14 protein-coding genes are annotated in these 19,725 nt (G+C 40.3%); 5 read left to right on the top strand and 9 right to left on the bottom strand.

The window, feature by feature from the left end; all coding sequences use genetic code 11:
• Nucleotides 1-418: 418 nt before the first annotated feature.
• From M5U24_RS06890 to M5U24_RS06880, 3 genes are all read left to right on the top strand, one after another.
• A complete protein-coding gene (locus M5U24_RS06890) occupies nucleotides 419-1,456 on the top strand; it encodes an IS630 family transposase (RefSeq protein WP_164995463.1) in 1,038 nt (345 codons plus the stop codon).
• A 202-nt stretch (nucleotides 1,457-1,658) separates the two neighbouring features.
• Nucleotides 1,659-3,134: a nicotinate phosphoribosyltransferase gene (locus tag M5U24_RS06885; protein WP_172953470.1), complete on the top strand. Its 1,476-nt coding sequence runs from the start codon at nucleotides 1,659-1,661 to the stop codon at nucleotides 3,132-3,134.
• Between the two features lie 25 nt (nucleotides 3,135-3,159).
• Entirely contained in the window at nucleotides 3,160-4,803 is a 1,644-nt protein-coding gene (locus M5U24_RS06880) for an NAD+ synthase (RefSeq protein WP_099324207.1), read from the top strand.
• A 435-nt stretch (nucleotides 4,804-5,238) separates the two neighbouring features.
• Here the strand turns inward: M5U24_RS06880 and M5U24_RS06875 are convergent, their stop codons facing one another.
• The 3 genes from M5U24_RS06875 to M5U24_RS06865 form a co-directional block, all read right to left on the bottom strand.
• Complete coding sequence (locus tag M5U24_RS06875; RefSeq protein ID WP_157820377.1) at nucleotides 5,239-5,490, bottom strand: hypothetical protein; 252 nt, start codon at nucleotides 5,488-5,490, stop codon at nucleotides 5,239-5,241.
• Nucleotides 5,491-5,582: 92 nt separating this feature from the next.
• A complete protein-coding gene (locus tag M5U24_RS06870; RefSeq protein ID WP_298201955.1) occupies nucleotides 5,583-6,092 on the bottom strand; it encodes a paraquat-inducible protein A in 510 nt (169 codons plus the stop codon).
• A 402-nt stretch (nucleotides 6,093-6,494) separates the two neighbouring features.
• Nucleotides 6,495-7,907, bottom strand: a complete 1,413-nt coding sequence (locus M5U24_RS06865; protein WP_298201953.1) for a choice-of-anchor V domain-containing protein — start codon at nucleotides 7,905-7,907, stop codon at nucleotides 6,495-6,497.
• Nucleotides 7,908-8,897: 990 nt separating this feature from the next.
• Between M5U24_RS06865 and M5U24_RS06860 the strand changes: the two genes are divergently transcribed.
• Nucleotides 8,898-9,071, top strand: a complete 174-nt coding sequence (locus M5U24_RS06860; protein WP_298201951.1) for a hypothetical protein — start codon at nucleotides 8,898-8,900, stop codon at nucleotides 9,069-9,071.
• Nucleotides 9,072-9,807: 736 nt separating this feature from the next.
• Complete coding sequence (locus tag M5U24_RS06855) at nucleotides 9,808-10,083, top strand: PqqD family protein (protein WP_164994734.1); 276 nt, start codon at nucleotides 9,808-9,810, stop codon at nucleotides 10,081-10,083.
• Nucleotides 10,084-10,292: 209 nt separating this feature from the next.
• Here the strand turns inward: M5U24_RS06855 and M5U24_RS06850 are convergent, their stop codons facing one another.
• The 6 genes from M5U24_RS06850 to M5U24_RS06825 form a co-directional block, all read right to left on the bottom strand.
• Complete coding sequence (locus M5U24_RS06850; RefSeq protein ID WP_298201948.1) at nucleotides 10,293-10,868, bottom strand: signal peptidase I; 576 nt, start codon at nucleotides 10,866-10,868, stop codon at nucleotides 10,293-10,295.
• Between the two features lie 306 nt (nucleotides 10,869-11,174).
• On the bottom strand, nucleotides 11,175-14,429 hold the full coding sequence (locus M5U24_RS06845) for a C25 family cysteine peptidase (protein ID WP_298201947.1): 3,255 nt from the start codon (nucleotides 14,427-14,429) through the stop codon (nucleotides 11,175-11,177).
• Nucleotides 14,430-14,447: 18 nt separating this feature from the next.
• Nucleotides 14,448-15,590: a hypothetical protein gene (locus M5U24_RS06840; protein WP_099324217.1), complete on the bottom strand. Its 1,143-nt coding sequence runs from the start codon at nucleotides 15,588-15,590 to the stop codon at nucleotides 14,448-14,450.
• 476 nt (nucleotides 15,591-16,066) lie between these two features.
• A complete protein-coding gene (locus M5U24_RS06835) occupies nucleotides 16,067-16,198 on the bottom strand; it encodes a hypothetical protein (RefSeq protein ID WP_261341082.1) in 132 nt (43 codons plus the stop codon).
• A 124-nt stretch (nucleotides 16,199-16,322) separates the two neighbouring features.
• On the bottom strand, nucleotides 16,323-17,198 hold the full coding sequence (locus tag M5U24_RS06830) for a hypothetical protein (protein WP_099324219.1): 876 nt from the start codon (nucleotides 17,196-17,198) through the stop codon (nucleotides 16,323-16,325).
• Nucleotides 17,199-17,733: 535 nt separating this feature from the next.
• Nucleotides 17,734-19,065, bottom strand: coding sequence for a hypothetical protein (locus M5U24_RS06825; RefSeq protein ID WP_298201945.1), 1,332 nt, complete (start codon nucleotides 19,063-19,065; stop codon nucleotides 17,734-17,736).
• Nucleotides 19,066-19,725 lie beyond the last annotated feature (660 nt).

Genomic DNA, 19,725 nt, shown 5'->3' with positions numbered 1-19,725 from the left:
AAATTCAAAATACGAATATCGAAATACGAAACAAATTCAAATGACAAAAACCCAATGCTCCAAACTTTACGTAATCCTCATCTAATCAATGCCTTACGGTTATGCATTTTGAAAAACGAGCATAAAAAACAAGAAGTTGATGGATAGTAGTACAAAGAATAGCAAAAGAGATTGGTGTACCGTGGTAGGCATTTAAGAAAAAAATTAGCTGAAGGAGATTTGTTATACGTAAAAATTTTACTATTGATATAGAGAAAGACGGAAAGTTTTATATTGCCCAATGCAGAGAACACTCAAATTGTTTTACTCAAGGCAAGACCACAGCAGAAGCTAACCGTAATATAGTAAAAAGCATTTATTTTTATAAAAATCTGTTTTTTTCTTGCATTTGAATTGTTTCTAGAGTATTAAATTCTGCATGAATCCATTTCTCAGTGAAAAAACCCGAATAGAATTTAAAAAAGCACATAAGAAAGAGCCTCATAGACGTCATGCCGACCGAATCAAAGCTATACTTCTTCTTGATTCAGGATGGAGTTATGAAGAAGTAGCAGAGGCGCTCTTGTTAGACGATCAAACAATCAGGAATTACGAAAAACTATACAAAGATAAAGGTTTTGACGGGCTTTTATCTGACAATTATATTGGCTGTGTGCCAAAACTCACCTGCGAACAAGAAGAACAATTAAAAGATCATATCAGGAAAAACAACTATAGCGCGGCAAAAGAAATTGTTGAATATGTAAAACAGACATTCAATAAAATCTATACACCCGAAGGAATGGTACATACCCTCGATAGATTAGGCTTTACTTACAAGAAAACTACAATAGTTCCATGCAAAGCAAACCCTGAAAAACAAAAAGAATTTGTCGAAAAATACAAACAACTCAAAGAAGAGAAAGCCCCCGGAGATAAGATACTTTTTATGGATGGAGTTCATCCACAGCACAATTCTACGTCTGCATATTGCTGGATAGAGAAAGGCAAAAAGAAGGAAATACCCTCTAATACCGGCAGGAAAAGAATAAATTTAAACGGTGCTATTGACATAGAAACCTTTGAAGTAACAATCCGGGAAGATGAAAGCATCAATGCTCAATCAACAATAAAGCTTTTCCATGAAATAGAGTCAAGGTATGCTCAAGCCGGTACTATTTACATAATCTCTGATAATGCTAAATATTACAGGTCTAAGTTGGTCAAAGAATACCTTGCAAATTCGAGAATAAAGATCAAATTTCTCCCTTCCTATTCACCCAATTTAAATCTCATTGAAAGATTATGGAAATTCTTTCGCAAAAAAATATTGTATAACAAGTATTATGATACTTATGAGAAGTTTAAAAACAAATGTTTAAGTTTTTTCAAAAATATTAACGAGTATACAGATGAATTGTCTACTCTTTTAACTGAAAATTTTCAAATTATTGGCGAGCAAATTTCGAAAACCTGATTTGTTTGACTATATAAAAGAAGTAATAGGGCTTATCCTTGAAGTAAAAACTTATCAATATACACTATGATGGTGCGAAAAGAGTTAAATATTGACAAAAAAGGACTACTTATACCCTGCAATCAAACACGGATGAGCACTGCTAATCACAGATAGAACAAATAGTTATGCTTAGATGGTATTTCACCAAAAAGGTGATTTATTGTTTATACTTAACTCTTTGAAAGATCGGTGCAAATCTTACTGTCCGAATGCCTTTTTTAACTGGTGTAAAAATACGGACAAATCCTTTTTCCCTTCCATATCCATGAAAGAACCAAAATCCCTTTTTCTCTCCGAAGACTCACTTGGTATTGTTACTGATTTTTATCAGCTTACTATGGCTGCCGGATATTTTGAACACGGCATGCATGATATTGCCACGTTTGAATTTTATATTCGCCACCTGCCGGAAAATCGCAGTTACATAATTACCGCAGGACTAGAACAGGTGCTTCACTACCTAACCCATATCCGGTTTTCACCTGAAGCTATCCGGTTTATCAGGAAACAACCGGCTTTCAGTCATGTAGGTGATGCATTTTTTGCATATTTGAAAAAATTTGCCTTTAGCGGCGATGTATTTGCCGTTCCTGAAGGGACGATTGTATTTGCGGAAGAACCTATACTTAGGGTAACAGCCCCCATAATTGAGGCGCAAATTGTCGAAACATATCTGCTTTCCACCATTAATTTTCAGAGTTCCATTGCAACAAAGGCGTCGAGAGTCGTCTATGCTTCCCGAGGGCGTGATGTTATTGATTTTGGAACACGCCGCGCCCATGGTCCGCAGGCAGGCATCCTTGCAGCCCGCGCTTGTTTTATCGGAGGATGTAAAAGCACCTCTAACGTTTTTGCAGCATATGAGCTGGATATTCCCCCTGCCGGTACAATTGCCCACTCATGGGTAATGGTTTTTGAAAACGAAGCGGAGTCGTTTCGTAAATATCATGAGACATTTCCTGATGATACGGCGCTCCTTATTGATACCTATGACACACTCGTCGGGGCGAAACATGCCGCCGCTATAGGTGAAAAACTGAAAGGCGTACGTATCGATAGTGGAAACTTATTGGAACTAAGCAAAGAAGTAAGAAAAATATTGAATAGTCAAAGGATGCATCATGTTAAAATAATTGCAAGCGGCGATCTCAATGAGGAACGTATTGACGACTTGCTAAGAAATGGGGCTCCTATTGATTCCTTTGGCGTGGGCACTGAAATGGTAACGTCAAAGGATGCGCCTGCATTGGGAGGAATTTATAAACTGGTCGAACAGGAACATGACGGAAAGCCTGTCCCTAAAATGAAGTTCAGCAAAGATAAGCTTACTTATCCGTACAAAAAACAAGTCTACCGTCGTACAGACAAAGATACTCATTTTGTTGAGGATATAATAGGGCTTGAAAATGAGCAGGGAGACGCCATTCCTCTTTTAATACAGGTGGTAAAGGGTGGCGAAATATGTTATGCCCTGCCTGCTTTACAGGAGATTCAAAATAATGCACTGTGTAATATTGTCAAATTGCCGGAGCCATACAAACGTCTTAGAAATGCTGAAACCTATCCTGTTAAAAAAAGTCAGGCATTAGAAGCAAAAAAACGAGAGGCAGAGCAACTCCTGAGAAGGAATAACTGAAAAGAGGATCTTCAGGTGAAAAAATATGAAAGTAGCGCTGGCACAAATTAATACTGTCGTTGGTGACTTTGAAAACAATGTACGGAAAATATGTTCATTCATAGAACAGGCAAAAAGGAAACATGCAGACCTTGTTGTTTTCCCCGAACTTGCAGTTACTGGTTATCCGCCGAAGGATTTTCTTGATATTCCTGCCTTTGTAGGCCACAATTTGAAGGCGTTAAGGGACATAACTCAACAGGTATCAGGTATTGCCGCTATTGTGGGATTCGTTGACAGAAACAGGCAATCATACGGCAAACTCGTCCATAATGCAGCCGCATTTATTCAAGACAGACAAATTGTGTCGGTGCACCACAAGTCGCTTCTCCCGACATACGATGTTTTTGACGAATCCCGCTATTTTGAATCTGCATGTTCCATCGCCCCAGTCCAGTTTAATAACTATACGCTTGGAATATCTATTTGTGAGGATATATGGAACGATGAAGAATTCTGGATGCGTCCACTTTATGAAACTGACCCCATTGAAAAGCTCATATCGAAGGGTGCGAATGTTATTATCAATATTTCCGCATCTCCTTTTACGGTTGAGAAGCACGAATCAATACGGCTGAGGATGCTTACGCATGATGCAAAGAAGTACAAAGTCCCTTTCATTTACGTAAATCAGATCGGAGGCAATGATGAACTTGTTTTTGATGGGAGCAGTGCTGTTATCAATGCGCAAGGCAAGCGTATTGCTCAGGCAGCGGCATTCGGGGAAGATTTAATTGTCGTTGACCTTGAAAATACCGCAACACAGGTTGTCCCGCAGACCTTTACTCCAATCGAAACAGTTCAAAAAGCACTTCTTCTTGGGCTTCGGGATTATGTCGTAAAATGTGGTTTTGAGAAGGTGATTATTGGGTTAAGCGGCGGTATAGATTCCGCAGTAACCGCTGCCCTTGCCGTAGAAGCGCTGGGAAGCGAAAATGTAATGGGCATAATTATGCCATCTCAATTTTCTTCACAGGGCAGCGTTGATGATGCGGTGCAGCTTTCAAAAAATCTTGCCATTGACTACAGAATCTTTCCCATTAAAGATCTGTTTGATGGTTACCAAACGATCCTGCGTGAAGAATTCAGGGGGCTGCCTTTCGATATAGCGGAAGAGAATTTACAGGCGCGAATCCGCGGAAATATTATCATGACCTTGTCTAATAAGTACGGGTATCTGGTGCTTTCTACGGGAAACAAATCTGAGATGGCGATAGGGTATTGTACATTGTACGGAGATATGAACGGGGGGCTTGCGCTCATTTCAGACGTGCCAAAAACGATGGTGTATGAATTGGCTAAATACATGAACCGGGAAAAGGAGATAATACCGCAGGAAACACTGTCCAAACCACCTTCGGCGGAATTAAGACCAAACCAGCTCGATCAGGACAGCCTGCCTCCTTACGATATTCTCGATAGTATATTAAAGGCATACATTGAAGAAGCTAAATGTATAGAAGAAATTGTACGTATGGGGTTTGATGAAACAACCGTACGTGACGTTATTCAAAAAGTAAACAGAAATGAATACAAAAGGCGTCAGGCTGCGCCGGGGATAAAAGTAACGTCAAAGGCATTCGGCTCCGGCAGACGCATGCCAATAGCACATAAATTTACCGGCGAGTAAATGGCCATTAATAATGGGACACTTCCCATATTTCTTGCTTGATTTGTTGTGAAAATAAGGGAAATGTCCCCACATTTACAGTTCCTTAGTTGAAGGGGTGTATTCCCGATTTTTTGTAAAAAAGAAAGCCGTTGACTGATATTTTACTTGTGCAACAAATAAAAGTTGCCGAAGGCCTAATTAAAAGAAGGGTAACATTTTAGTTCTTTGAAAAATCCCAATAATCCCGAAGGGATGAAATGATTATAGAAATTATGCGAAAAACCCGTAATTAACCCCGAAGGGGTGATATAATTTTATCTGTGTTGCCTTTCATAAAATACCTAACCGTGGCGATTATATCATCCCTTCGGGATTAGGCGTGGTTTTACTGTGTTTTCTATAATCATATTACCCCTTTGGGGTTCTCCTTTTTTCCTGGAATTTTTCAAAAAACTAAAGTGTTACAAAGAAGGAGAAGTCGGGGGCAATACAGGAAGTTAAACTAAAATTGATCAGGAGATCGAAAAACTGGCTATTGTTTAAACAAAAATCATCTTTTATTTCAAAGACAATGTTGTCACCTTCTTCAAAATGAAGTCTGTCTCTAAAAGATATAGGGAGCATTCCCGTTTTTTTGTAACCGTTAATGATGGGGTCAGGACGAAACAACCCTGACAGGGTTTGAAACCCTGTCAGGGTTAACACTACTGCAACGTTTCATTAAAACATAGCGGAAGTTACAAAAAATCAGGAATGCACCCAAAGATATAAGAGTTCCGGAGAATCTTAAGGCTTTACTATTCAGTTGTGCCGTCTTTTAAAGTTACCATCTTTTCTATCATCATTGTAGCCGCGATAGAAAGCATAATTGCACAGGCAAAAAAATAAATACCTATCTGCGCGTTGGCATCTGCGATATCCCTGGTCTTGATCAGTATGACGAGTATTGCAACGATGAAAACATCAAGCATAGACCATTTTCCTAAAATACCCGACCAGTAAAGAAAACGTTTTCTCCCTTCCGGTTCTAATGGTACGAACCAAACAAAAAGTAGGCCAATAAGTTTTACACAGGGAAACATGATGGAAAAAAAGAAGATTATTACTGCCAGACCGATGTGGTTCGACTTCCATAATTCCCACACACCATCCCAAATAGAATACGTATTGGTGAAGAAAATTACTTTTGCCAGCTTGAGTGTTGGAAGGTTCAGCCCTGCAATGAGGAGTCCCAATGCTACCACTACCATCACGGGTATATCCCATCGATACGGCTTCAAGCGATAAATTGACTTTTTTTGCGGCATAATATAAGGGTGTACATTAAACAATTAGTTCGTTTATTAACTCTTAGGCATCCTGTCTGCATTCACTACTATACAGGCAGATGGTTGGTGCGGTTATAATGAACGTGTTGATTCGGGGGGGGAAATCGCTAATGCCGGGGTTATTAATATGCTTCTACTCGTCTTTAAAGACCTCAAATCCTTTCAGGTAGTCCTCATACTCTATTGGTGTTTCTATTCCGAGGAGGATATGGTCACATTTTGATTTGCGATTAAACCTATTAAGGAGGCACGTTGCAGCGTTCCACTAATATTATCCCATGTGTAGCGGAAATGCATTGGGTTAACTTCAGGGCTAAAGTCTTTTATTGTATTAACCCCATGCCAAAGCATGGGGTTAACACCTCGTTATCAAAGATTCTCCTATTCCACAAGCACTACTTTCAACGTTGTTTTTAGATTATTGTACTTAAATTTCACCTTTGAGGTTCCTTTCTTCTTTTTTGCAGTAATGGTAAACGCGGCCTCACCGTAGGTTTCTCCTGCAATTGTCATTGTTTTACGTGGAGACGCGGACACCTTCTTTTTGCCATCTTTATTTTTCTTCACAGTTGCTTTAACCTTCTCGCCTGATATTGGCAGACAACCTTCGGGGGTTATCAAATACACGGTAACTTCAGCCGTTTGCCCCTTCTTCAGCTCTATCTCTTCGGGAGAAACTACTATAGAGGTAACTTCACACTCCGAAGGGGTAGAAGTCTCAGTTGGGCTTGGAGTTGGGCTTGAGACTGGAGGTGTTGGTGTAACAATCGCTGCTGCTACCAATTCAAAGTTATGGCTAATGGTATCGCCTGCTACTATCGCCACTCCTGAAACCGGCGACCGGATATATCCTGCCGCAGAAACAATAAACGTATAAATTCCTTCCGGTATATTTTCTAATTGGTAATACCCTATTGTATCAGTGGTCGTTTTATATATACCCGAAATGCTTGATACCGCAGCTCCATTAATAACACCACCCGTGTCTTTGTCAGTTACGAATCCGGCAAGTACACCCAATGTTTCATCGGGAGGCGTAGGAGTTGCAACCGTCACCGGTGTTGATTCCGTTGTCGGCGTCGCTGTTGGAGTTGGAGTTGGAGTTGGAGTTGGAGTTGGAGTTGAAGTACTGCCACCACCGCTGCCACCGCCACCACCACCACCGCTGCCGCCATCGCCGCCGCCATCGCCGCCGCCGTTTGTTGGGGTAGGAGTTGGGGTTGGTGTAGCTGCCGGCAATTGGGACATCGTAAAGGTGTCGGTATAAACATAGTCTCCTTCATGCCCATTTTTATCACCGTTTTCTAGTACTCCTGCCGCATACAAGGTGACAGGATCATCTATTGTCGTAGAGGGCGGATTCCATAGTAACGTCACCGTCCGACTGCCTACTGAAAAATTTTGCGATATGTACTGGTCTGATTTAGCAGACGAGGTGCCAATAAGGGGGGTAAAAGTGCCAATGTAATTATTATTCGCATCTAACGCTGTCATATCATAGCCATAATTAGGGAAGGTACCGGAGTTTTCAAAGGATACCGTAATCTCTACGCTTTCCCCCGGAACATACGTTTCGGGGGCAGATATTGAAAATTCGGCACTTCCTGAATTCAGTTCAAATGCATTATGACATTCAGTACAATCGCCACCTTTAGGGGAGCCTGTATAGTCTTTCCACGCCTCCTCCAACGCCATCGTTGACTTGCAGATTTGTCCAAATATAGGACTTACCACAATGCACAACACACTACATGAAAGGATAAAATACATACACTGCATAAACTTGTTTCGCATGGTTCGCTGCACCTCCTTTAAAAAATTGTAATAACTTCCCCGGATAAAAACGGAAAGAAGGTCCTGTTGATTAAGCCTCCCCAGAACTCCCCTTTATGAAAAAACCGGTATCTCCTACCTATCGATAATGCCACATTTTATCGATAACATTTTTGGGAAACCGGAGTAGATCAATAGTGTCATATATCGTCTTGTAATCGAATCCTTCTAAAACGCCTTTTTTGTAACGCTCGTAACAAAGTAATCGCTTAGTTCTACAACTCTTGCAATCGAATCATTGTCGAGCCTTTTTTTTGCAACTATTTGCCTACCTGTGAAAAATATGACAACTGATAAACAACTATTGTGCCATTAACGAAATATTGTTTTTAAAATATCACAAGTCTTATTTTCAAAAGCAGTTATTAATAACATTGCCCCCTATGTGATAAATGAATCACAAAGACCTCCTGATATAACAAAACTAACACACGCAATATTTGCGCAAAATAAAACACGAGGTTTTCGTTTGCTGTAACACAGAGATTATAACCTCTTCGAAGCCTGCAAACGCAGGTTCTTTGTTTGTATAGCCAAACAAATTAGGTTTTATAAACATAAAAACATTGCATGCGCATTGAACAAGGGATTGCAGCCCCTTGTTTAAATTCAATTTTTTTAAACCTATACGCTTGTGGCTATACGCAGTATTTGCGTAAGGTACACAAAGGTGCATTCCTGATTTTTTGTAAATCTTCACACCTGCCTGTTGTCAGATATTGAATGGTGGATTCGCTATCGCTTCATCCACCCTACCTTTAAATTTTTTCACAAAGGATCGGGGATGCACCTGGATCAACCCCACAAGGGCATGAAAGCTGCGAGGGATGTGACAAGCCTGTCCCCCGCTGACGGGGGATTAAGGGGATGGAATTGTTTGTGTAGGAAATATTGTGAGGGTCTCGGCTTGTCATTGCATGGTCCTCCGCTTGTCATTGCGAGGGTACCCGCTTGTCATTGCGAGGGTCTTTTCCGAAGCAATCAGTATACTACGAGATACTTTGTGGCGTAAGAAACGCCATATCGCGGGAGAAACAAATTAAGGGTGGCGCAAGGGCTAAAAAAATAGAATTAATTAATGGAATGAATGATGCAGGATGGAAGGATATCTATGACGGTTTATGAGATTGCTTCGGAAAAGACCCTCGCAATGACAAGCTGAGACCCCCTTGCAATGTGACAAGCAGAGACCCTTGCAATAATGACAAGCTGATACCTTTTGGATGGCCATATACATTTGAACCGGTACAGAAACAGAAATGCCAGATGTTTCCGACTCAAAAGCAAGACTACAAAAAATAGCTTGAGTACATATACTACAACACGATATGGTTATAAAACCATTTTCATCGTTTCTGGGTGTTGCAAATGAAACATGATGACTGTTTGGAATTTTGGAATTTATTTGTCATTTGTTCTGCCAATAAAAGGCGGGATTGAAAGTATAAAACGTTTGGTTCAGGTTACAAACCTGAACCCACGAATGTAGTTTCCATTGCCATTACGTACCCAAACAGATACTTCACTATGTTCAGTACAAGGTTTGGGAACGAGTTGTGGTTCGCAAGTTTAATAGATTACGCTGAATAGTTGCGAAAATTGTCCATTTGTCCCAGTCTGCGGAGCATGGGAAAGAGGTGTAAATTTGTTTTCGTAATAAAGGGGGTAGTTGAATCGATGGAGAAAACAGATCCCCCCCCGCTCCCGCCAGCGGGGGACATAGTTTTAATCCGGATCATTGCCCCTCTGCCCCTCACTGTTTCCATTTTTTGGAAGCACTTGAATTAACTATTGTTTTGCATTAAAATTACGCCATTATTTTATTTCTTATAACCGCGCCAATTAAAGTGAAGACAGAAAAATGAATTTTTCAAAACCAAAGAATAAACAGAAAGGTGTGATAATACAGGATATTGGCAAAGAAGTAGTCCTTCGTAATGTTGATGAAAAAACGATTCATGTACTCAATACTACGGCAAGAATTATATGGGAACTTTGCGATGGCGAGCATACCATCGGGGATATGGAACGTCAATTAAGAGAAACGTTTTCAATACCCGACAATACAAACATTTGCAACGATATAGTAAATACGCTGACGGCCCTATCAGAAAAAGGCATGTTGGAAGAATTATAAAGAAAATACTCTTTTGTAATACTTTAGTTTTTTGAAAAAGCAAAACGCTCGTTCCCAAGTAGCGGCAAGGCACGCCTTGCCGCTACTTGTGGCGGCTATAATATTCGCTGGCAATTAAATATGTTACAAAAACACTTGTCCGCAAGCATGCATTAAAAAAACGAAAATTCCTACACTATTAAATTAGGCGTCGATTTATAAAAATGCTCTTATTTTCTGGCACTTTCCCTCTGCATAAAAAAAAATATCACTTTACGGAACAGTAAAAAGAGAAAACGTGTGCCACGATTCACAATTGTTTTATTACGATCCTGTTTATTTCCTGTGAATATGTTTCTTTGAAATCCACACAACGCGCGAACAACAGGGGTACTCCTTACGATCAACCATCCTGTTGATCTGCCGGCGAAAGTGTCAAGAGAGAGCATCTTTTCCCCTCGTTTAATTGCGGATACCTTGCCTATTATTTCACGATGACTCACTACCGGATCGGCATGCGGTACATTGTCTCCTTTTGTAATGAAGGAAAAGCCCGTACCCTTTTCTGAGATAGTTAATACCCTGTGTACAATAAGCTTGTTCTCCGATCTGAAGGCTATAATATCGCCACGCCGTATCTGTGAATAGCCACACTCAACCAGGACATTGTCCCCTTCCCTTATGAGCGGATACATACTCCTGCCAACAATGGGGATAGTAAACATTTCATTGGTTTGATCCCATACATTGACGATAGCATGCAGCACTTCGCCTGAAATATTGTTATGATTTTCTTTTTGCATCATATTAGAATCTTATCAGGAATTTCTTTGCATTTTTTTGGCAACATATTTAATGATCCCTTCTGCAGTCGGCAATCTACAGTCGGCAGTCGGCAGTTGACTAATGACCTCAAGCCTGTATCCCCCTTTATTAAGGGGTGACTTTTGCGGCCGGTCGCTTAGCTTAATGACATTGGTTTGCAACCTGGGCCCCACGTTTTATGCTGTTCCTGATTTTTGTAGAGGTGCATTGCATGCGTCTCTCTGTGGTGTCAACATTTTCTTTATGCGCAGCAGTTTCCGGACGCATGCAATGCGCCTCTACATTTATTACTTTATTTTTACCCTTATTTTTTCGGCAATATTATTCACACTGAATACCACAACCGCCTTTCCCTTTTTCTTTGCGGTAATGACAAAAGATGCTTGTCCATCTACATCAGTTACAGCAGTTTTGTTTGCAATTTTTGCAATTTTCTTTCCCTTTTTTATGTTTGCCTTTATCTCAAAACCCTCCGTATTGCCATTGGTTTCGCATGTTATTGTTATGAGGACTTCCCCTTCTTCTCCTTTCTTAAGCACTAATTTTTTAGGTTCTGCTTCAATAGCACTTATTGTACATTCCTGTGGTAAAGGAGTAGGCGTAACGGGTATTCCGTCGTCAGCAACAACATGCAACCGTGTTGCTGGATCCCCAAACAACACAAAAGTCTCTACCAATTCACTCCAATAACTACTCTGGGAGTAAGCATCCAGTTTTGCTTCTGTGCTGATCTCGCCTAAACCATATGAAGAACCGGTAAAGACCGATTCATAAAAAGAAAGCATAAGTAATCTGTGTCCCGATGTATAGCTCAGGGCGGTTGCCGCCCATACGGCGATTGCCCCTTTATCCTGTAATCTCTGAAATTCTTCAGCAACTGAAACCTGTGTGCTTTTCCCCGTAAAAAATCCGTTAAGGCAGTTTGCAACCGTGACAACAGGCAGTTTATACCAATTGTCCAGCAACGCAATGTCATCTGTGGTATAAATAGATGTGCTTTCATTCAGTCCCCACATATTTACAGCCCCGTGTCCCGTGTAATTCACCATAAAACAACCGTCATTTATATTCCGGGTTATGTTAGATGCTATATCATCGCTTGCAGTATAATCGCCTACATAAACCCTTTTTGCGGTATAGTTATCAGGTAATAATTCGATGATTTCTTCCGAAAGACTTTCAAAAGAAGATTGATCGTCATCCGCTACGAGTAAGACGTTTTTTGCCCAATCTTCATCAGACGGATGCTGGTCATAGAGTATTACCTTATTAATAATATCTTCCGCCTGTTCGATTGTTTGCGCACAGAGCCGTCCGATATGCATGTCAGGGAGGATATCATTGCCACTTACAAGTACAAACCAGTTATCCGAAGGCGTCTCTCCCAATTCGTCAGTTTCTATAATCTGGGAAGGGACGTAATTTATCGTGCCTGATGCTAAGTTATCGTTGTAATCCTGATACGCGTCTCCTATTAATACAACGTATGCAGGGGCGGGTTCCTGCCAATTGTTATACGTGTAAGACAGGAAATCCCGTATTGCCTGCGGGGAAAAAATACCGTCATTAAATTCATCATAAATATCGCCAACCTTCACCGTAACCACTCTTAAACCATCATCGATGCGATGGCTGGCCAATGCAAGCGCATTATCATAAAAATCTTCATGCGTGATAATAATATAGTCCGCTCCCTTATCGGATGATTTCCATGATGATGTTTCATCCTTTTCAATTGCAAAGGGAGTTTTATATTGCGCTAATGTCAATGCCAGAAATCTTGTATCAGATTGGGCAACCCCTTCGAATTGTAATGTATATCTTTTGTTGTCGTTTACAATATTTGTGTTAATTACGCGCACAACTGCGTTGTGGTCTGTAATGTCAAATGCCTCCATATCACTGCCGGTGAAGGAGGATACTTCAAATTGATAGACGCCTTCAGAAGGCGCACGGAAAAATAGCTCATCATTTTCTGCAACATACGTATCAAGGTAGTCTATCTCTGCCCAGTTGATCAGCAATTGATCAACCGAAGCCCCTGTATCACCCACGGTTTCTACCGTAATGGTATTTTTCCCATTGTTTAAATACTCATGGGATACGGTTGCTTCATGATTGAAGACTATTCGTCCATCCCAGTATTGATCGTCTATCTCTTTGTCATTTATATATATCTTTGTATGGTGATCCGGGTCACTCTTGCTGACGTCTGTATATCCCTTTAATTGCACCCGTATAGCAGCGGTCTCTGGACCCGAAAGGATATTTTTTATATTCAGGGTAAGCTCTTTTGTTTGCGGTGCAGTCAGTTTGCCGCCCCAGAAATAATGATCCTGTCCTTCACCCTCCGGCATTGTTTGCCAGTAATATGTATTTTCTTCAACATGGATCGTTGCTGGAAAGTAATCAGGAACAATAGCGTTGCCCGAAGTGGCGCCGTCGTGGATATTCATACGGACGCCACTGGTAGCGCCGGCGGTTAGCCAGTAAACATTTTTATCGGTATAGATATCGGTATATTCTTCGCCATAAAAAACGATAGTATCCGAAGTATTAAATACACCATCCTCTTCACCTTCAATAAATATGGCAACGTCCTCTCCCTTATTTGTCATAGTCAAAGTGCGGGGATCTATTGCGTCCACATCAAATCCGGCATCGATAAGATCATTGTAAGTTAATGTATACATGCCTTCTTCTTTCACGGTTATTTTAAGCCTGGGGGAAACCTCAGCGCCGGAACTGTCCATTTTTCTTTGAACGGGGGTACGGTATGAATTCTCCGCAATCACAGGGCGTTTTATATTGTGGTAATTTATGATTTTCTTTTTAAGAAGATTTTCAAAAAAAGGACTTGCCATTGAAGTTTTTTTTTCAGGAGAAAGGTGACCCTCTTTCCATGAAACACGGGCGACAATCTTTCGGTAAATGCGTACCTCGCCAGTGACGGGATTGAACTGAACAGGCGTGAAATGTACTTGTGCGACCGGTTGATCGCGCAGGTATCCTTTATTGCCCATTTTTACCGGTGTGTCTGGAAAGAAGGCGTTAGAGGTATATATATGCTGATTTTCAAAGAACGTCTGCTTTATACTGCCGGAGGGGAATGTATCCTGGTTTTCCCCTTCTATCCCGGATTTAGGGGCAGGATATATATTGTATCCCTGCAAGGTTTCGTATTGTGCATCTAAAATATCAAGAGAGACGCCATGAATGACCGGCAAACCAACCATTGTTCCGCACTGTGGCAATTGTGGTTCCCCAGGCATGGCGCTTTGTATGGTGTCTTGTATACAAATACGCTGATATGTTTTTCCCTCATGTTGTAATGTTTCGGTATGAAAGCCGTCTATAGTAAATTCAAGTTCAATTGACCGGCTGTCTGATGGCAATAATGTAACAGAGGCGTTGCACAATCCTGTATACCACAGCATCAGGAAGGATAGTATGGCGACTAGAGGTGCAATGACCATGCACAGTGAATAATAAGAACGGTTGCGGCGTACGAAAAATATTTTTACTATCCATCTTCTTATCATCTTTCTCCCCCTCAAGGACTATGTACACACTTCGGCGCATACTATATCCGCCATATCTTGTAAGCGACCGGCAGTTAAGTGGTAGCATCGTGCTTTTGCGATAATATTTGATAATTCCATGAACAATCGAATCGAACTGCCTTTAAATTCGTCCAGCAATATTTTTGATTTATAACTGCCCTGGTAATTCCCCAGAAGCGCAAGAGCTGCCTGGCTAACGGGTATGGGAAGAAGTCTTGCATTGCCGTTGAACGAAGCGTGTCCTTCTGTTCCCTTGAGGACGTCTAGCACAAGTATTTTGTGCATGGCGCATATTGTCTCTATTTTAGAAAGAATTTTATTTGCCTTGTCCGCACGTAGTATGAGTGCTGGAAAACTACCATTTACATCAACGTACATATTCCGTACCCCGGCAATGTTTTCTATGAGACGCAACACTTCATCATTCATTTTATCAACGAGAATGGTTAAGTCCTGTTCGTTGTTTTTCGTAATTCCCTTCTCATTCTGCAAAAAGAAAATATACTCAACGGGCACTTTCGTGCCAGAACTGCCCGGCAGTATTTGATCAATATCCAAAAGCAGTTTATCCAGCCATTCCTCTCCGCCGATAGTATTGTCCGGAAATCCAACCAATGATAACGTATCCTTTCGAACCCGCAGGCTTCGGGGAAACGGGTACACTAAATGGTCGTGTCTCCCCAGGGCAGCCATTTCATCAGAAAGAAATTTAAACCCTCTCTTCAGAAGTGTTAGTACTAAGGTAGTCTTGCCATACCCGCCATCTGCCACGATAAGCACGCCGTGGTTATCGAAGGAAACTACACCGGCATGTATTAAAAAATGGCTTTTTATGCGGGTAATAATTGACATGAGTATGCATTCATAAGCAAATCCGTCTAATAATTTAGGATCATTAAGCGGCCATATCTCATCATTGCACATTAATACCGGCTTGCCAAAAATGTTGTCAGGATGTGTAATTAAAGAGAATTCTATCTGCGATGCAGGAAGAGAGGGAAATTCATTCTTCAGAAACCGACTATACATCTTTGTAAAAAGGTCAATAAATTCAATGGAATCAGATTTGATTGTTACCACCAAATCAAAGAAATAGAGCGTTACTTTGTTAAGAAGATACGGTTTTTGTAATAATCCCATGGGGTATTTATATATTAAAAAAAAGGTAACACTTTAGAGTTTTGAAAAACCATAAAAGCAAAATCATGCAGTTCAGCAGTCATTCAGCATACCCGCTCTTCAATTCCACCCCCTACACCCCCGCCAGCGGGGGACAGTTTATGCAACTGCTCTTGTTCTCAAACTCCGGCATGGAAACGAGCGTTTTTAATTTTTCAAAAGACGAAATTGATACAAAAATATTGTATACTCAAGATGCTCACAATTTGTGATTTGCCCCCCCGTGAGTAAGAAAGCCCCGTTCGTGAGAGCAATGCCTCTTCCAGATTTTCTAACGGGGTTTATAGACAATGTCGTACAAGTTCAACACGGACAAACAAAGTTTGTCCGTGCCACCCAGATATCAATTTAAAATTCACATTTTATGCGCTTCTTGAGTATAACCATTCATGTAACCGGCATGGGCAGTTACCAGGATGCCCTATCCACCTGCTGTGCTATCCAAGAATATTGCCGCCATTTACATAACCAGTATGGGCAGCGCCTAATTTCTCAAGCAGTTCTTCATCTGTATAAGTTTCAATCTTTGGCGGCTCATACGTCAACACGGGTCCATTTTGTACATTCATGTGCAACCTCCTTTCAAAAATGTGTCTGATGTTCATGATTTAATGGTATCTTAACTTCTACACTTCCCAGAAGAGATAGCGCTCTCTCTGGAAAAAAACTATTCCTTACAATGTTTTCCACGTTTTACTCCGACACTATTACCCGCACCTTAATTGGCCCATGCATGGTGCTCTTGCCATTTGTATCAATATCTTCCAATGTGTAAAAGTATCTGCCACTGCGATCAAGGATGTCTAAATAGCTGTAGCTTGCACCATAGACCGCATCGCCAGATGCTTCGATTAATTCATCATTAATTCTGGTGTACGGACCTCCCCTCTGCTTTGCGCGGTGAATGTTGAAGCCTGCGTTGTATATTTCAGTGACAGTTTCCCATTCCAGCATGATTTCTTCTTCAAATGCGGTAGCCGTAAAAGAGGTAAGCTCTACTGCGGTAGTTTCACAAAGAACCTCCAAATCTATCGCACTGTCATCAACTGCGGCAGTTTGTTTTTTGCCGTTTACAGATACCTGAGCATGTATATTTAAATTGTCATATGTACCTTCTGAAAGAGACACTGCAGCTTCCCATCCCTCAGCTTTTCCGCTGTTAAGTCCTATCCACGCAAAATCCGGTGGTGTGCCATCATTGTTATCATCACCATCAACAAGTTTGGTGGATTTCCCTGACTTTATAAAATTGTCATCCGGCGATGCCAACACTTTCCCAGTCACACCTAATACCAAAGCATACAGAATTTCATTTGTACAATCATAACGAAGATAAAGCTTTGCATCGATGGAAGGATTTTTCTTATCAGATCTACCCGCTCTCCACATATTGGCAAAAAAATCGCCGCTCCCATCTTCTGCCAGATTCCATTCACTTTCATCACCATCTACCGTCGCCGTGCCAAAAGCTGGCACTGGAGGACTCGCGGCAAAGGCCGATGAAATAAAACTATTATTCATTATTACACACACTATTAATGCAAATAATGTTATTCCTGCTTTAAACATGTATTGTTTCCTTATAAATAATGTTATTGGGATTAGCTCACAAAAAAGCTGTTTATTAAACTCCATGCGCTTGGCAAGGGTCTGCACGTTGTTGAAATAATCAATTGATATGCCAATATGATCTAATAATTTCAGATTTATTGTAATTAATTGCCTAACAATACTTTAGGAATAATATTTTTTTCAGATTATGGTAAACCTGTCAAACAACGAAAGGATAAACCATTGTATATTTGTTTTTTTTGCAAAATTTGCAGAAAATCAAACACAGCTCGAAAGCATTGTGATTTGAGGGATTATACAGGCAAAGAGAAAATGTGAAAAATGAAGTCACCTTTTTCATTGTATTGGGACGCAATATTTGCGTATAAATAGGGGGATTATTGGTGGAAAGGGCTTGGGTGGCGGAGGTGGTTGTTTTCTGTGACCGTTACTTTTGTGGCATTGATAAAAGGTATGTATTTTAGATGTCTCAATTAAGCATCGGAGATGATACTGTTGGTTGTATTTTTACAAAAATCTCACTTCATAAAAACTAAAAGGTCAATCCCAGGCCAAGAGATACCGCATTTTTCAATAAATCGCCGGAATCAAAAGTATTATCTCTGTTCGCATATGAATAATCAAACTCTGCAAACCACCATTTTTGAGGGCGATATTTAACATTTAAATGCACATGAAAACTGTCAACATCTTCAACCACACCCGACGTACCAGTCGATTCTGCAAATCTCATGTTCCAATAATACACATCAAGGTATCCATCAATACGGTCATGTTGGTTAATATATTTTATACCGACTTTTGTGTAAAAATAAGAATTATTATTTGCCTGCCGTTGTTCTTTCAGACTCCTTTCACCATAAATTTCAATCGATGAAACGGGATTAATGAGATAGCGATCTCCCAGCACAACATCCCATCCTTCAAAATTTTCTATGTTACTCTGCTTTTTATATTTTGAAGTTCTATAGTTCGTATTTAAATATATTTCATTTTTCTGATTAATAGTCCAGGAAATGTTTAACGGTATGTCGTTTTTATAATTATCTCTGTTCTTAGAGGTCTCAGCATCATATCGTTGAATGGAGTAAACGAACCCCGAAGACACCTTAACAGGCAGGAAAGGATAATTATATTCTATGATTGCGCCCAGAGTATCAAGATTATAGTCGTCACTCTTAAATTCGTCTTTTTGATAACTCACATCCTGGTTATTATAACGTATCAGAAAATCAACGTTAGGAAAGAAATCAGGAAAATCCATTTCAAAGGAAGCAAAATTTGTGGTAAGGTCTCTTCTCCCAACGAAAACATTCGGCCCCTGATCTTCAACAGGGATGTCCAGTTCATCAATATCGCCGAAGAACCTTCTTTGAACACCAGGAGGAATCACATATTTTCTAAACCGGTCACTGAGAACAAACGAAAAATCATTTGCGAAATAAAATCCAAGCGAGCCTTCCCACGATTGATTCACGCGATCCCTTTCCTGTTCATGCTCGTAATCATAAATCTCTACATCATATTTGAAATGTGAAAGCAAGTAATCTGAAAAAGGTGCTGCAATCAATAATGATGGCCGATGCAAGGTATAAAGATCAGAAACCTCTTCCTCTGCCGCATCATATACATTGTCATCATATATTTCATTTACCTGATATGAGGGCTTTATACCGACAGGCCCAATATGAATATCGTTATATAACAACGAAAGCTCATCCATAATATTAAATTTTGATGCGGCAGAAAGCCCATTCATTTCATAATTATCAACATCTATTTCTTCAGACAACCCACAGGGATATCGATATGCCGCAGAAAAAAAGACCAATAATAGTATAAATCTCAAATATTTTACGCCCAAAACATCTCCTTAGAGTATTACCTTGTAAAAACTTCTTTTTTTGTAAGTTTTTCTTCGTGCCGCACTAGTACATCGTTTCGTTAAAATGTGTACGTAAAAAAATATCATTGCGAGGAGTGGAGCGACGAAGCAATCTCTTGTTCCCAAAAGACTTAAGATTGTTTCGCTGTAGCTCGCAATGACGGTATCAATGTACACATTTTAACGAAACGATGTACTAGGTTCTTCGTGGTTAAATCCTCTACATTTTGGTCACAGCTTTGCTGCGCTATGTACAAGTATAGGAATTTCAATATTTTTAGTTAACCAACAAACAAACCCCTTAATCCCCTCCCAAGAGGGGAATTAGGCAAGTCCCCTCTTGGGAGGGGATTAAGGGGTGGGTAAGAATGAATGTCGTCGGATTTTTATATCTTTTAAAACCAAACCTAATTTATAGCCGATTTAACGAAACAGGCCTTTTAAGGGAATGCCAAATAACACGGATAATAATTAAGTCGGAAAATATTTGCAAGTATTAAATATGGGGCGGATTCTACACTCCCAAATTCGGCTTATCAACGAAAACATGGGGGCTGTCCCCCATAAGCGCTAACTTGTTTTATTGACAAATTTTATTCATCATGGTATTTTTATGTTAATTATCCCGCTAATCACTCT

It is taken from the genome of Candidatus Kuenenia sp. (genome assembly GCF_027493735.1).
Taxonomy (GTDB): Bacteria; Planctomycetota; Brocadiia; order Brocadiales; family Brocadiaceae; genus Kuenenia; species Kuenenia stuttgartiensis_A.
This window is presented reverse-complemented; position numbering and strand designations above follow the sequence as displayed.

Bases quoted from the DNA above. Each gene is read 5' to 3' on its own strand.
- M5U24_RS06890 (WP_164995463.1), top strand. From the start codon at position 419: ATGAATCCATTTCTCAGTGAAAAAACCCGAATAGAATTTAAAAAAGCA.
- M5U24_RS06880 (WP_099324207.1), top strand. From the start codon at position 3,160: ATGAAAGTAGCGCTGGCACAAATTAATACTGTCGTTGGTGACTTTGAA.
- M5U24_RS06870 (WP_298201955.1), bottom strand. From the start codon at position 6,092: ATGCCGCAAAAAAAGTCAATTTATCGCTTGAAGCCGTATCGATGGGAT.
- M5U24_RS06865 (WP_298201953.1), bottom strand. From the start codon at position 7,907: ATGCGAAACAAGTTTATGCAGTGTATGTATTTTATCCTTTCATGTAGT.
- M5U24_RS06855 (WP_164994734.1), top strand. From the start codon at position 9,808: ATGAATTTTTCAAAACCAAAGAATAAACAGAAAGGTGTGATAATACAG.
- M5U24_RS06850 (WP_298201948.1), bottom strand. From the start codon at position 10,868: ATGATGCAAAAAGAAAATCATAACAATATTTCAGGCGAAGTGCTGCAT.
- M5U24_RS06845 (WP_298201947.1), bottom strand. From the start codon at position 14,429: ATGATAAGAAGATGGATAGTAAAAATATTTTTCGTACGCCGCAACCGT.
- M5U24_RS06840 (WP_099324217.1), bottom strand. From the start codon at position 15,590: ATGGGATTATTACAAAAACCGTATCTTCTTAACAAAGTAACGCTCTAT.
- M5U24_RS06835 (WP_261341082.1), bottom strand. From the start codon at position 16,198: ATGAATGTACAAAATGGACCCGTGTTGACGTATGAGCCGCCAAAGATT.
- M5U24_RS06830 (WP_099324219.1), bottom strand. From the start codon at position 17,198: ATGTTTAAAGCAGGAATAACATTATTTGCATTAATAGTGTGTGTAATA.